Source organism: Micromonospora sp. NBC_01699 (assembly GCF_036250065.1).
Classification (GTDB): Bacteria; Actinomycetota; Actinomycetes; order Mycobacteriales; family Micromonosporaceae; genus Micromonospora_G.
The window spans coordinates 302,009-316,393 of sequence record NZ_CP109199.1 but is presented as its reverse complement, the minus strand read 5'-3'; the positions used below and the strand labels follow the sequence as shown (position 1 = coordinate 316,393).

General features: G+C 70.4%; 11 protein-coding genes. 3 read left to right on the top strand and 8 right to left on the bottom strand.

All coding sequences use genetic code 11. The features are described 5' to 3' along the window. Nucleotides 1-39: 39 nt before the first annotated feature. From OG792_RS01470 to OG792_RS01440, 7 genes are all read right to left on the bottom strand, one after another. Nucleotides 40-1,269, bottom strand: coding sequence for a CapA family protein (locus OG792_RS01470; RefSeq protein WP_329106591.1), 1,230 nt, complete (start codon nucleotides 1,267-1,269; stop codon nucleotides 40-42). Nucleotides 1,270-1,584: 315 nt separating this feature from the next. Next, entirely contained in the window at nucleotides 1,585-4,452 is a 2,868-nt protein-coding gene (gene topA / locus OG792_RS01465; RefSeq protein WP_329106590.1) for a type I DNA topoisomerase, read from the bottom strand. A 393-nt stretch (nucleotides 4,453-4,845) separates the two neighbouring features. Beyond that, on the bottom strand, nucleotides 4,846-5,532 hold the full coding sequence (locus OG792_RS01460; RefSeq protein ID WP_442932435.1) for a hypothetical protein: 687 nt from the start codon (nucleotides 5,530-5,532) through the stop codon (nucleotides 4,846-4,848). Between the two features lie 89 nt (nucleotides 5,533-5,621). Next, nucleotides 5,622-6,164 (bottom strand): hypothetical protein, encoded by a 543-nt coding sequence (locus OG792_RS01455; RefSeq protein WP_329106586.1) that lies wholly within the window; start codon nucleotides 6,162-6,164, stop codon nucleotides 5,622-5,624. An 86-nt stretch (nucleotides 6,165-6,250) separates the two neighbouring features. Then, complete coding sequence (locus OG792_RS01450; RefSeq protein WP_329106584.1) at nucleotides 6,251-8,629, bottom strand: sodium-translocating pyrophosphatase; 2,379 nt, start codon at nucleotides 8,627-8,629, stop codon at nucleotides 6,251-6,253. A 303-nt stretch (nucleotides 8,630-8,932) separates the two neighbouring features. Further along, complete coding sequence (locus OG792_RS01445) at nucleotides 8,933-9,370, bottom strand: ATP-binding protein (protein ID WP_329111046.1); 438 nt, start codon at nucleotides 9,368-9,370, stop codon at nucleotides 8,933-8,935. Further along, the gene (locus tag OG792_RS01440; protein ID WP_329106582.1) at nucleotides 9,367-9,723 is read right to left on the bottom strand and encodes an STAS domain-containing protein; all 357 of its coding nucleotides are present in this window, start codon (nucleotides 9,721-9,723) and stop codon (nucleotides 9,367-9,369) included. Before OG792_RS01440 ends, OG792_RS01445 begins: the two co-directional genes overlap by 4 nt. A gap of 195 nt (nucleotides 9,724-9,918) precedes the next feature. On the opposite strand from OG792_RS01440, the gene OG792_RS01435 reads away from it, so the two are divergent. Next, nucleotides 9,919-12,309, top strand: coding sequence for a DEAD/DEAH box helicase (locus tag OG792_RS01435; protein WP_329106580.1), 2,391 nt, complete (start codon nucleotides 9,919-9,921; stop codon nucleotides 12,307-12,309). Nucleotides 12,310-12,384: 75 nt separating this feature from the next. Further along, nucleotides 12,385-12,594 (top strand): hypothetical protein, encoded by a 210-nt coding sequence (locus OG792_RS01430; protein WP_329106579.1) that lies wholly within the window; start codon nucleotides 12,385-12,387, stop codon nucleotides 12,592-12,594. Nucleotides 12,595-12,794: 200 nt separating this feature from the next. Here OG792_RS01430 and OG792_RS01425 read toward each other — a convergent pair whose 3' ends face one another. Further along, the gene (locus OG792_RS01425) at nucleotides 12,795-13,235 is read right to left on the bottom strand and encodes a hypothetical protein (protein ID WP_329106577.1); all 441 of its coding nucleotides are present in this window, start codon (nucleotides 13,233-13,235) and stop codon (nucleotides 12,795-12,797) included. Between the two features lie 297 nt (nucleotides 13,236-13,532). Between OG792_RS01425 and OG792_RS01420 the strand changes: the two genes are divergently transcribed. Then, on the top strand, nucleotides 13,533-14,369 hold the full coding sequence (locus tag OG792_RS01420) for a helix-turn-helix domain-containing protein (RefSeq protein ID WP_329106576.1): 837 nt from the start codon (nucleotides 13,533-13,535) through the stop codon (nucleotides 14,367-14,369). Nucleotides 14,370-14,385: the final 16 nt, after the last annotated feature.

The window sequence follows — 14,385 nt, the reverse complement described above, 5'->3', positions numbered from 1 at the left end:
GGCCCGACGGCGAAACCCAGCCGGCCCGGCCCGGCGGCCTCAGCCGGTGCGGGACAGCACCTTCAGTCCGTCCTGGTCGGCGCCCCGCGCGGTCAGATAACCGGTGATCCGCCCGTACGCGCCCCGGTAGACCTCGCGATTGGCGGCCGGCAGGGTCGGATCGGCGAGTGCGGCGGCGAGATCGACCAGCCGGATATCGGGCGCGAGATCGGTCCAGATGGGAATCGCCGCAGCCTCGCTTATCTTCCACTTTTCCGGGGCAATTTCCGTGAAGGTAATTTTTGCCATGACACCCTCGCGGTTGTCATTCACCGGTTCGGAATGGCGTGCCAACTGGTTGCCCATGCCGTATACGACCCACTTCTCACCGAACTGCTCGAACGGCTGCACCACGTGCGCGTGGTGCCCGAGAACCAGGTCGATATCGGGCGAGTCGATCAGCTGCTGCACCCAGCGCAGTTGGTCGGCGTCCGGCAGATGCTGGTACTCCGTACCCCAGTGCAGGCTGAGCACGACGATCTCGGCGCCGGCCGCGCGCAGCCCGGCCGCCGCGGCCAGGATCTTGTCCGGCTCGATCAGGTTGGCCATCCAGAGCTTGCCCGCCGGCCGTTGCAGCCCGTTGAAATTCAGACTGTACGACAGGTGCCCGACCCCGACCCCGGCCGCCTGGTAGATCCTCGGCGTGCCGGCCTCACGGGCGTCGCGGGCGCTCCCGGAGTGGCCGAGCCCGGCCGCGTCGAGCGCGTCCAGGGTCCGCTTCACCCCCTGCGCGCCCTGGTCCAGCGTGTGGTTCGAGGCGGTGGAGCAGGCGTCGAAGCCGGCTCGGCGCAGCCCGTCGGCCAGCTGCGGCGGGGCGCTGAACTGCGGGTAGCCCAGAAACGGACCGGCGGCCGGGGCGAGCGGGATCTCCAGGTGGCAGATGGCCAGGTCGGCGCCGGTGATGGCGGGTGCGACCGAGCCGAACATCGGCAGGAAGTCGAAGCTGCCCGGTCGGCCGGTCCGGGTGGCGTCCCGGCGCGCCTGCTCCGACACCGCCGGATGCACCAGTACGTCACCCGCGCCGAGCACCGTGAACAGCCGCCGGCCCTGCCCGTCCAGCCGGGCCCCGGACGCCGCCGCCGCACCCCCGGACGGCGTCCCCGGCACGCCGCTGGGGGCACCCACCCAGGTCGACGTACGCGGCGACGACCCACCCCACCAGTCCGCGCCATAACCAACGGCACCGATACCGATCAATACCACTACCAGTACGGCCGAAAACAGCAGCATTGTGTGCCGATGTCCGGCCAATATCCCCCGTCGAACCATCGCAGCAGCCTAAAGCACACTCCCAAACCAAAAAACCCGTTCCAGCCCCCTTCACCCCTTCCGGCCCCCACCCCCACCCCCACCCCCGTCCACCCCGCCCGCCGCCCACCCACCCCGTCGATCTAGGGCAAATGGTGGCTGTTAGAGATCAACAAGCACGTATTTGCCCTAGATCGACGGGGACAGGGGCGGGCACGGGGGCACGGGGGGCACGGGAGGCACGGGGGGCATGGGGGGGCACGGGGCGGGGCGGGGGGCGGGGGGGTGCTTGGGGGTTTACTTGGCTCGGTCGGTTGCCTTGGCGGGGGTGGTCTTCTTGGTCGCCTTTGTCGCGGTGGTGGACTTGGCGGCGGTGGCTTTTCGGGGGGCGGCCTTTTTTGCGGCGGTTTTCTTGGCGGGAGCATCTGCCCCGGCCGCAGGGGTCGCCTTCTTCGCCGGGGCCTTCTTCGGCGCCGCCTTCTTCTTCGGCGCCGGTCCCTTGGCCCGCTTCTCGGCCAGCATCTCCGATGCCTCCGCGAGAGTCAGCTCCTCCGGGGTCTGGCTTCGCCGGAGCGACGCGTTGACCTCCCCGTCGGTGACGTACGGGCCGAACCGGCCGTCCTTGATCACCAACGGCTTCTCGGTCAGCGGGTCGGCGCCCATCTCCCGCAACGGCGGGGCGGCGGCCCGCCGTTGACGAGCCTTCGGCGCCGCGAGCAGCGCCAACGCCTCGTCCAGCGTGACCGTGAAGATCTTCTCTTCCGAGTCCAGCGAACGGAACTCGTCGCCCTGCTTGACGTACGGGCCGTAGCGGCCGGCGGCGGCCAGCACCTCCGCGCCGTCCGGCGCCAGCCCGACCACCCGCGGCAGGCTGAGCAGGCGCACCGCCTCGGTGAGCGAAATGTCGTCCGGCGACTGCGACTTCAGCAGCGACGACTTGCGGTCACCGCTGGAGACGTACGGGCCGAAGCGGCCGGACTTGAGCAGGATCGGCTCACCGGTCTCCGGGTGCTCGCCGAGCTTGCGCTCGCCGCCACCGCCGAGGAAGTACTCGCTCACCTTCTCCGGGGTCAGCTCGTCCGGCGCGACACCCTCCGGGATCGACACCCTGTCCCCCGACGGACCACCGTCCTCCGGCTGACCGCCGTCCTCGGCACCGGTCTCGGCCACGACCGGTTTCTCGATTTCGGGGCCCGGCAGCGTGCGTTGCAGGTACGGCCCGTACCGGCCGACCCGGACGACGACGTCGCGGCCCTCGTCGTCGCGGAACAGCGGGATCGAGTTGACGCTGCGCGCGTCGATCTCGCTCAGGTTCTCGGTGACCATCTTCTTCAGTCCACCGGACCGGGCCACCGAGTCGTCGCCGGCCACGTCGCTGCCGAAGTAGAACGAGGTGAGGAAGTCCACCGCGGCGTGGTCGCCCCCGGCGATCTCGTCCAGCTCGTTTTCCATCGCGGCGGTGAAGTTGTAGTCGACCAGGCGCGGGTAGTGCTGCTCCAGCAGGCCGACGACGGCGAACGCCAGGAAGGACGGGATCAGCGCCTGACCGCGCTTGAACACGTACCCCCGGTCCTGGATGGTCTGCATGATCGACGCGTACGTCGACGGGCGACCGATGCCCAGCTCCTCCAGCGACTTGACCAGCGAGGCTTCGGTGTAGCGGGCCGGCGGCTGGGTGGTGTGCCCGGTCGCGGCGAGCTGTTCGGCGCTCAGCGGCTGGTCCTTGACCAGGTTCGGCAGCCGCCGCTCGGCGTCCTCGGCCTCGGCGTTCTCGTCGTCGGACGACTCCACGTACGCCCGCAGGAAGCCCGGATCGGTGATGGTCTTGCCGGTGGCGCCGAAGTCGGCCTCCTCGCCGGCCGTGGTGACCGCGCGGATCCGGACCGAGACGCTGGAGCCGACCGCGTCGGTCATCTGCGAGGCGATGGTCCGGCGCCAGATCAGCTCGTAGAGCCGGAACTCCTCGCCGGACAGCTCGCCCGCCACCTCACCGGGCGTACGGAAGTGGTCGCCGGCCGGGCGGATCGCCTCGTGCGCCTCCTGCGCGTTCTTCACCTTGCCGGTGTAGCGGCGCGGCTCCGGCGGCACGTTGCGCTCGCCGTACAGCTCGGCGATCTGGCGGCGGGCGGCGGCGATCGCGGTCTCCGACAGGTTCACCGAGTCGGTACGCATATAGGTGATGTAGCCGTTCTCGTACAGCCGCTGGGCGGTGCGCATCGTCTGCTGGGACGACAGGCGCAGCTTGCGGGCCGCCTCCTGCTGGAGCGTGGAGGTGATGAACGGCGCGTACGGCCGGCGGCGGTAGGGCTTCTCCTCGACCCGGGTGACGGTGAACGGCCGCCCGTCGAGGCGGGCGGCGAGCCCGCGGGCTCCGTCACCGTCGAGGTGCGTCACCCCGGCGCCCGGCTTCACCTTCCCGGTGGTCGGCTCGAAGTCCCGACCGGTGGCGATCCGGTCGCCGCCCAGCCCGATCAGGGTGGCATGGAACGTGCGCGGCCCTTCACCGCCGTCGCGTACGGCGAGGGTGGCCAGGATGTCCCAGTACTCGGCGGTGCGGAAGGCCATCCGCTGCCGTTCCCGCTCGACCACGATCCTGGTCGCCACCGACTGGACCCGGCCGGCCGACAGGCGCGGCATGACCTTCTTCCAGAGCACCGGGGAGACCTCGTAGCCGTACAGCCGGTCGAGGATGCGTCGGGCCTCCTGGGCGTCGACCAGGTCCTGGTCGATCTCGCGGGGGTTGGCCACCGCGGCCTGGATCGCCGGCCGGGTGATCTCGTGGAAGACCATCCGCTTGACCGGGACCCGCGGCTTGAGCGTCTCGACCAGGTGCCAGGCGATGGCCTCGCCCTCGCGGTCCTCGTCGGTGGCGAGGTAGACCTCGTCGACCTCCTTGGCCAGCTTGGTCAGCTTGGCGATCTGCTGGCGCCGGTCGGCGGAGACGACGTAGAGCGCGGTGAAGCCGTGGTCGACGTCGACGCCGAGCCGGGCCCACGGTTCCTTCTTGTATTTGGCGGGTACGTCGGCGGCGTTGCGCGGCAGGTCCCGGACGTGTCCCAGGCTGGCTTCGACGATGTACCCCGGGCCGAGATAGCCCGAGATCGTCTTGGCCTTCGCCGGTGACTCGACGATGACCAGACGGGTGCTCTTGGCGTTACTCGGCACGTCTCTCCCCGACCTCACTCACGACATCTCGCCCTGCGGACCACCGTGGTCCGCCTTTCCACCGGTCGCCACGCCGCAGGCGTGACGTTGAACGTCCAACGTAACGCGCTGCGCGGCATCCGGGTTGCGCGGGCCGCGAAGAGGCCCACAGAGCTGGGCGAACGCTTGACCCCGGAGCCGGCCCGGTGTTCATCCCGGACGGCGACACCGTACACCGACGATGAATCGGCCCGGATCCATTGGCGACGACCATCTCCTTCGAATGCCACCAGTTGGTGGATTATCTCCCAAATCTCCGGTTCGCTGTCCGCCATCGGACAGTAGACCAGATTGTCCCTGAATCAGCGCTGAAAGTGTTAAAGCGGATGAAGAATAGTTAAAAGCCGTAAATCGCTAGAGCGCCGAGGCCGGCCACGTCGCGGCCGGGGCCGCCGCCGGCCGCTCGCCCACCAGCTCCACCAGCCGGGCCAACCGGCGCCGGCCGGTGATTCGGTACGCCGGACCCCCGGCCCGGGAAAGCAACAGTACGGCCGGCAGCCCGATCGCCGCGAGCGCCGCCCCGACCGCCTCCCAGCAACTCTCCTCGGCGTCGCCCAGCCCGAGCAGGAACCCCGGCGGTTCGGGGCTGCCCGCCGCCGCCACCCAGAGCCGCAGCCGGCGCCCGTTGAGGTGCAGGCCGGCCGGTGGCCGTTTCGCCGTACCGCGCAACCAGGACCGGGCGAGCGGAGCGAGCGTCGTCGCGTACGCCGTGCGTACCTCGTGCCGCTGGTCCTCGGTCGGCTCCCAGGTGGCCGGCAACCCGCGTTGGGCCAGTTCGGCCGCGAGCACGTGCACCCGCCAGGCGGCGTCCACGATCACCGAGACCCTGGCCGTCCCGCCCATCCGGACCACCTGCGCGGGGCCGACGAGCAGACCGGTGAGATCGGCCGGAGACGGTTCGGTCGCCTCCACCCCGAACAGCGAGAGCTGCCGCACCCTCGGATCAGGCGGATCAGGCGGAGTCGGGGGAGCTGGCGGATCAGGCGGATCAGGCGGATCAGGCGGAGCCGGTGGATCGGGGGGATCAGGTGGAACGGGCAGATCGGGTGGATCGGGCGGGATCAGTGCCGGCGCCTCCCCCGCCGACGGTCCGGCGGACTCCGTCGGCGGCGCATTCGGGGGCGGCGTGGTCAGCGACACTCCGGAACCTCGTCGAAGGCCCGCTTCAACTCCGGTGAATCGAGGGTGCTGGTGTCCAGCGCGCCCGCGTCGTACTCCGCGTTGAGGGTGTCCACCGCCGCCTTCACCCCGTCGTAGAACGGACCCGACTGCCCCGTGTTCAGCCCGTCGATGGTCCGACCGGCCCGGCCGTACGCGTCGCGGACCTCGGTGAGCGAGTCGAGGAAACCCCGCGATACCTGCTCGCCCTGGGACACGTCGGGCACCCCCGCGTCCGCCACCCCGCGACGGGCGGTCTCGCTCGCCTGTTCCGCACCGGCCATCATCCGGACCAGGTTCTCCTTGGCCTGCGCGGGTGTCGTCTGCGCCGTCATCTGTTGCTGGGTACTGCTGGTCAGACCATTGATCTCAAGCCGCCAGGGCGCCAACGCCTCGCAGACCGAAGCCGCCCAGGCCGGTGCCGTCGGACCCGCACCACATCCGCCGGTCAGCAGCACGAGGATGCACAGCACCGCCGGGATGATCCCGGCGGCCGGCGCGCGGGGCGTACGCATGCGTTGCAGCGTACGGGTTGGGTCGGATGGTGCGGTGGGACAGCCGTACCGGCCCACCGCACCATCCGACCGAACGAAAGGCCCGATCAGGCGGTGATCGTCTCCGGGCGGTGCTCCGGGCTGCCGGTGGCACCGGGGCCCGAGGCGTCGTCCGAGATCGCGATCGGCTTGCGCTTGCTCCACACCACGGCCGCCACCACGATCAGTACGGCGCCCAGCGACACGGCGATCCGCAACGGGGTGTTCCGGTCGGCCCCGACGCTCCACGCGACCACGGCCGGCGCGATCAGCAGCGAGACCAGGTTCATCACCTTGAGCAGCGGGTTGATGGCCGGGCCGGCGGTGTCCTTGAACGGATCACCGACGGTGTCGCCGATGATGGTCGCCTCGTGCGAGGCGGAGCCCTTGCCGCCGTACGCGCCGTCCTCGACCAGCTTCTTGGCGTTGTCCCAGGCGCCACCGGAGTTGGCCAGGAAGACCGCCATCAGGGTGCCGGCGCCGATCGCACCGGCCAGGTACGACGCCAGCGCGCCCGGACCGAGACCGAAGCCGACCGCGATCGGGGCGAGGATGGCCAGCAGACCGGGGGTGACCAGCTCACGCTGGGCGTCCCGGGTGCAGATGTCGACCACCTTGCCGTACTCGGGGCGCTGGGTGCGGTCCATGATGCCGGGCAGTTCGCGGAACTGGCGGCGTACCTCCATCACCACGGCACCGGCGGAGCGGGAGACCGCGTTGATGGCCAGCCCGGAGAAGAGGAAGACCACCGCCGCACCGATGATCAGGCCGACCAGGTTGCGCGGGTTGGCCACGTTGAGCGCGTTCAGGATCTCGGCGCCCACGTCACCCACACCCGCCTCGGCGTACGCCGAGCGCAGCGTGTCGGTGTACGACCCGAACAGGGCGGTCGCGGCGAGCACCGCGGTGGCGATCGCGATGCCCTTGGTGATCGCCTTGGTGGTGTTGCCGACGGCGTCCAGCTCGGTGAGCGTACGGGCGCCGGCCTCGTCGATGTCGCCGGACATCTCGGCGATGCCCTGGGCGTTGTCCGAGATCGGGCCGAAGGTGTCCATCGCCACGATCACGCCGACGGTGGTGAGCAGGCCGGTGCCGGCCAGCGCCACCGCGAACAGGGAGACCGTGATCGAGGCGCCGCCGAGCAGGAACGCGCCGAAGACCCCGGCCGCGATCAGCAGCGCGGAGTAGACCGCCGACTCCAGCCCGATGCTGATGCCGGCGAGCACGACGGTGGCCGGCCCGGTCAGCGAGCTTTTGCCGATGTCCTGCACCGGGCGCTTGTTGGTCTCGGTGAAGTAGCCGGTCAGCGCCTGGATGGCGGCGGCGAGCACGATGCCGATGACCACCGCGCCGATCGCCACCCACTGCGGGCCGAGCGGCAGGTCACCCTCGACGCCGAGCTGCGTACGCCACCCGTCGCCGAGCAGTTCGGCCCAGGTCGCCGGCAGGTACACGAAGGACATCGCCGCGACCAGGATCGCCGACAGCACCGCGGAGGCGTAGAAGGCCCGGTTGATGGCGGTCAGCCCGGACCGGTCGGAGGCGCGCAGTCGGGTGATGAACACCCCGACGATCGCCACGATCACCCCGATGGTGGAGATGATCAGCGGGAAGACCAGGCCGTCCTCACCGAACGCGGCCCGGCCGAGGATCAGGGCGGCGACCAGGGTCACCGCGTACGACTCGAACAGGTCGGCGGCCATGCCGGCGCAGTCGCCGACGTTGTCGCCCACGTTGTCGGCGATGGTCGCCGCGTTGCGCGGGTCGTCCTCGGGGATGCCCTGTTCGACCTTGCCGACGAGGTCGGCGCCGACGTCGGCGGCCTTGGTGAAGATGCCGCCGCCGACCCGCATGAACATGGCCAGCAGCGCGGCGCCGAAGCCGAAGCCCTCCAGCACGGTCGGCGCGTCGGCCCGGAACAGGACGACGACCAGCGCCGCACCGAACAGGCCGAGCCCGACGGTGAGGAAGCCGACCACGCCCCCGGTCCGGAAGGCGATCTGCATGGCCTTCTCACGACCGCCGGAATGTTCCCGGGCGGCGGCGGCCACCCGCAGGTTGGCGCGGGTGGCCAGGGCCATGCCGGCACCGCCGATGAAGGCGCTGAACACCGCGCCGACGACGAAGAAGGCCGACCGGCCGATCTTCACCAGGGTTTCGTTGTCGGTTTCGTGCACCGGCAGCAGGAAGAGCAGCACCACCGCCAGTACGACGAAGACCGCGAGGGTTCTGAACTGCCGGAAGAGGTACGCCGATGCGCCCTCCTGGACCGCTGCCGCGATCTCCTGCATGTTTGTGGTGCCCCTACCGGTCGCCAGTACCGCCCTGGTGAGGGCGGCGGCGAAGCCGAGCGCCACCAACGCGATGACCGCGGCGATGATGACGTACGACAGGTTCTGATTGGTGAGGGACAACCCGCCGCTTTCGGCGGCGAAGGCCGTGGACATCTATGTCCTCCTGTACCCAACACTCGCGCCGGCCGGCGGACGAGACCGGCCCGGCGTCTCCACACGTGGAGCGACGGTTCGCAAGCGTCCCCGCCGGGCCAAGGCTTCAGCTCAGCGGTGACCACCCGGTCACGCGAGCGCGGGACCAGGGCACTTGCTGATAACCCCGGGTACTCTAGCCGTCCGCAGTGTTGGAGGTCACAGTTACCACCCACCGTGTCGCAATGATCTTCATCGCTGTGCAAGCACAGTTGATCTGCTATGGAGAATCGCGGTGGGGCGTACGCGACCGAACCGGTCGGGTCAGCGGCCGACCGGCCAGACCATCCGGACCTCGGTGCCGATGCCCTCGTCCACCGGACGCACCTGGAGATCCTCGACAAAACCGGCCAACAGGGCGAAGCCGACGCCGACGGTGAGCGCCTCGTCGGTCAGCGACTCGTCGGCCAGCTCGTCCGGCGGCAACGCGGCCAGGCCGAGCCCGGCCTCGATCGGCGCCCGGTCGGTGACCCGCACCGTGTAGGAACCGCCGTCGGACATCTCCACCCGGACCAGGTCGGTGAGACCGTACTGGCGGTGCAGGGCCACCGCGCGGGTGCACGCTTCGCCGATGGCCAGGCGTACCTCGTCGAGCAGTTCCTCGGCGACGCCGGCCCGGCGGGCCACCGCGACGCCGACCAGGCGCGCGGTGCGGACGTGCACCGGCGCCGGAGAGAAGGACAACCGGACGGTCGACATCAGGCGGTGGGGTTCGCCGCGCCCGGCGCCGTCGCCGCGTCGATCGTCGGATAGAGCGGGAAGACCTGGTCCAGCGCGGTGATCCGGAAGATCTTGAGCAGCGGTTCCTTGTCGCAGACCAGCCCGAAGGTGCCGCCGACCGCGCGCAGCCGCTTCAACGCCCCGACCAGCACACCGAGGCCGGTGGAGTCGAGGAAGTCGACCCGCCGCAGGTCCACCACGACCTGCCGGGCGCCGCCGTCGACCATCTCGATCAGGCGTTCCCGGAGCCGGGGGGCGGTGTAGACGTCCACCTCGCCACCGACCTCCAGCACCGCGTGCTCGGCGATGGTGCGGGTCGTCAGCGACAGCTCCATCCGTCCTCCTCGACTACCTTCCCGGCTGATGCCGGCCCGACCGGGCGGCTCCCGCCAGGAATGCTCATGGGCATCTAACCATCGTCCGGCCGGCGCCGCACCGAGCTGGAGCGTCGCCTACCTGACCCATGGCGCCTGCGGCCTGCCGCGCCCCCCGCTTTCGGATCCCGACGGGTCGATGCGAGAGTGCAGGGCGTGACCACCGCAGCCACAGTATCCGCCGAGGCCGACCGGCCCCGCCCGGCCGGTGGCCCCACCCCGAGCCCGGCCGAGCTGCTGCACCGGCTACGGGCCCGGACCCGGGACGATCCGGTCACCCACGTCGAACGGGTGCCGGCCAGCGCCGGGCACGCCGTACCGTGGCCGGACTGGGTGCCGGAGCCACTGCGGGCGGCGCTCGTCGGGCGCGGCGTGGTCGCCCCGTGGCAGCACCAGGCCGAGGCGGCCACCCTGGCGTACGGCGGCCAGCACGTGATCGTCGCCACCGGCACCGGGTCGGGCAAGTCGCTGGCGTACCAGTTGCCGGCGCTGGCGACCCTGCTCACCGACCCGCGCGCGACCGTGCTCTACCTGGCCCCGACCAAGGCACTCGCCGCCGACCAGCTGCGCACCGTCGCCGCCCTCGACCTCGACGGCGTACGCCCGGCCAGCTACGACGGCGACACCCCGCGCGCCGAGCGCGAGTGGATCCGCAAACACTCCCGGTTCGTACTGACCAACCCCGACATGCTGCACCACGGCATCCTGCCCGGACACGGCCACTGGGGGACGTTCCTGCGCCGGCTCGCGTTCGTGGTGGTCGACGAGTGCCACACCTACCGGGGCGTGTTCGGCTCGCACGTGGCGCACGTACTGCGCCGGCTGCGCCGCCAGGCCACCCGGTACGCGCCCACCGTCAACGGCGTACCCCGGTCCCCGGTCTTCGTGCTGGCCTCGGCCACCTCCGGTGACCCGGGCAACGCCGCCCAGCGGCTGACCGGGCTGCCGGTGCACGCGGTGACCGAGGACTCGTCCCCGCGCGGCGGGGTCACCTTCGCCCTCTGGGAACCGCCGCTGCTGCCGCCACCGCCGGACGCGGTCGACGTCGGCGAGGCCGAACCCGTCCGCCGCTCGGCCCTGCGGGAAACCGCCGACCTGCTCAGCGACACCGTCGCCGCCGGGGTGCGTACGCTCGCCTTCGTCCGGTCCCGGCGCGGCGCTGAGGTGGTCGCGAGCACCGCCCGGCGGTCGCTGGACGAGGCGGTGCCCGGCCTCGGCAGCCGGGTCGCCGCCTACCGGGCCGGCTACCTGCGCGAGGACCGGCGCAAACTGGAACGGGCGCTGCTGCACGGTGACCTGCTCGGGCTGGCCTCGACCAACGCCCTCGAACTCGGGGTCGACCTGGTCGGACTGGACGCGGTGCTGATCTGCGGCTGGCCGGGGACGCGGGCGTCGCTCTGGCAGCAGGCGGGCCGGGCCGGGCGATCCGGCGGCGAGGCGCTCGCTGTGCTGGTGGCCCGGGACGACCCGCTCGACACCTACCTGGTGCACCATCCGGAGGCGCTGTTCGGGCGACCGGTCGAGGCGACCGTGCTCGACCCGGCCAACCCGTACGTGCTCGGGCCGCAGTTGTGCTGCGCGGCGTCCGAGGCCCCGCTGACCGAGGCCGACCTGCCGCTGTTCGGGCCGGGGGCGAGGGAGGCGGTGGCCGCCCTGGTCGAGTCGGGCGCGCTGCGGCAACGCCCGACCGGCTGGTACTGGCGGCACACCGGGCGCCCCGAGGTGGATCTGCGCGGCACCGGGGGCGCCCCCATCTCGGTGGTGGAGACGTCGACCGGCCGGCTGCTCGGCACGGTCGACCCGGCCTCGTCCCACTTCATGCTCCACTCCGGCGCGGTCTACCTGCACCAGGGCGTGTCGTACGTGGTCGACAACCTGGACCTGGACGACGCGTGCGCGCTGGTGCACGCGCAGGAGCCGGACTGGTCCACCCACGCGCGGGACGTCACCTCGCTCGGCGTGGTGTCGGTGCGGTCGTACCGGGACGCCGGGCCGGTCGGGCTGTTCCTCGGCGAGGTCGACGTGACCAGCCAGGTGGTGTCGTACCAGCGACGACGGATCGCCTCCGGCGAGGTGATCGACACCCGGCCACTGGACCTGCCCGCCCGCGAGCTGCGTACGGTCGCGGTCTGGTTCACCGTGTCGTTGGAGGCGCTGGGCCGGGCCGGGGTGGAGCTGGCCGACGTACCGGGGGCGTTGCACGCGGCCGAGCACGCCGCGATCGGCCTGCTGCCGCTGATCGCGACCTGTGACCGCTGGGACATCGGTGGGCTGTCCACCGGGATCCACCCGGACACCGGGGCGCCGACCGTGTTCGTCTACGACGGACATCCCGGCGGGGCCGGGTTCGCCGAGCGGGCGTACCACGCGGCGGCGGAGTGGCTGGGGGCGACGCGGGACGCGATCAGCGAGTGCGGCTGCGAGTCGGGCTGCCCGTCGTGCGTGCAGTCGCCGAAGTGCGGTAACGGCAACAACCCGCTGGCCAAGGCGGAGGCGGTGAAGGTGCTGGACGTGGTGCTGACGAACCTGGCCGAGGAATCCCACTGATTCATCTGTATGGATGGTGATGGGAATGGGTACCCTGATGGGAGCGCTTCCATAGTCCCGTCCGAGGAGGATTGAGTGGCCGACACCATCGCCGAGACCGTCGACCTGCTCTACGGCGTCGACCAGGACAACCTCACGGTGGACCAGCAGATCTCGCTCAGTCAGGCGTACGCCGCCCTGGCCCAGGCCGAGCAGCTGCACCGACTGAACGAGCAGCTGCACAGCATCCACCAGATCCTCAGCGCCTCGGCGCTGCGCGCCGCTGCCGACGGCACCGGCCGCTGACCCCACACCCAGCTCCGCAACCGCTCTCGGTCACCGCGTTCGCTCGCGGCTGTGGTCGTCTACTACCCCTCCGGGGGCAGCAGGCCGCCACAGCCGACGACCTTCTCGTTTGTCGATCGCTGCGGCTACCCGTTTCCGTACTGGTTTGTTGAGATTCGCGAGCTGCTTGCCGGCAGCAGGTGCAACGCGGAGTTCCCAGTTCAGAAATCAAGCCCCGCCTTGACCTGCTCCCAGGGGAGAGTCTCGGCATCATCGCCACGAACCCGAGCGACCTTCTCGGCCAGCGCCTCGTGGTTGTCGATGTCGTCCAGGAGATCGACGAGCTCCTCACCTATGCGGCGCCGCGTCGCCGTTGCGGGCGCCGGCACCGACTGAAGCAGGGCGAGGATCGTGGTGCGTGCCCGCTCAGGATCAAGGGAGATCAGATCGGTGACTACCTTCACCACGACCTCGACGGTGTGCTCCTCGATGGGGATGTCGGCTTCATGGCCGGCGAGCCCAGGACTATCCAGGCAGCCCCACCGGCTGTGGAGGTCGATCGCGCCACGGCACCAGCGGCAGGTAGAGCGCTGGATGAGCCGGTCATCCCCGAGGCGGGTTGGAACGAACGGCTTACGTTCACAGCAGGCGTCGACGAGCACGCACACGGCATCTTCGTACGATCGACAAGGCCAGGGGTGGAAGCAGTCGCGACAGTGGCCCAGGCGGTCAGGCTGGTGAGCGGCGTACGTGCGGTAGCCCTCGAACCAACCGACAGGGTCGGTGCACCCCGCAGGCGGGTCGGCCGGCGGGCGTTCGACATTCCACGACAGCAACCATGTCGGCATGTCCACGGCCCAGCCCCTAGAAAAGGTGAATCCGGTCTACGGAGCCGTCAGGTTGAACGAGGGCGACGCTGCCGCCGCCACGCTCCAGCAGTTCGAGCACAACCGCCCACCGTGCGCCTGCGACGGCTTGCTGCCGAACTCCGCAGCATGCGCACCGCTTCAGCCATGACGCGCGAAGAAGTGAGCGAGCAGACCGGGATCAACTCGGCCACCCTCTACCGCATCGAGACGGCCAGGATGCGGCCGCAGCGGCGGACGCTCGTCGCGCTCCTCGATAAATACGGCGTAACGGATGAAGACACCCGTAACGAACTGATCGACCTGTCGAAGCAGGCCACCCAGCTCGGTTGGTTGCAGGCGTTTGAGTCGGAGCTGCCGGATGAGTACACGGCCTACATCAGCTTCGAGGCCGAGGCGCTCGGCCTGCGCAACTACGAGTGCTTGTTCGTTCCGGGGTTACTTCAAACCGAGGACTACGCCCGCGCCGTCATCGCCGGGGCAGTTCCGATCGCTGATCACGGGTACGTCGAACGGCGAGTTGAAGCGCGACTCAAGCGCCAGGCGTCGCTCCAGAAAGACGGCCCACTGAACCTGTGGGCGATCATGGACGAAGCGGTGCTTCACCGGCTGGTAGGCGGCACGAAAGTTATGGTCGAACAGCTGACCGCCCTGGCCAACGCCTCGAAACAGCCGCACATCGTTGTGCAGGTCGTCCCGTTCGGTGTCGGCGCTCACCCGGGCATGCCGGGCTCGTTCGCCATCATGGACTTCCCGGAGGCCGCCGACCCCGACCTGGTGTACATCGACAGCATGGCCGGGGAGCTGTTCCTGGAGCGTGACGCCGATGTCCGGCGCTTCACAGTGATCTTCGAGCACCTCCGCGCCGCCGCACTGAATCCCGTGGATTCCGCTCGACTGATCCGCGAGGTGGCCAACAAAATGAAGTAGGCAAGGAGGAACTGAT

What these genes read in the sequence shown, in the direction of transcription:
- OG792_RS01470 (WP_329106591.1), bottom strand. Translation starts at nt 1,269, where the DNA reads ATGCTGCTGTTTTCGGCCGTACTGGTAGTGGTATTGATCGGTATCGGT.
- OG792_RS01455 (WP_329106586.1), bottom strand. Translation starts at nt 6,164, where the DNA reads ATGCGTACGCCCCGCGCGCCGGCCGCCGGGATCATCCCGGCGGTGCTG.
- OG792_RS01450 (WP_329106584.1), bottom strand. Translation starts at nt 8,629, where the DNA reads ATGTCCACGGCCTTCGCCGCCGAAAGCGGCGGGTTGTCCCTCACCAAT.
- OG792_RS01440 (WP_329106582.1), bottom strand. Translation starts at nt 9,723, where the DNA reads ATGGAGCTGTCGCTGACGACCCGCACCATCGCCGAGCACGCGGTGCTG.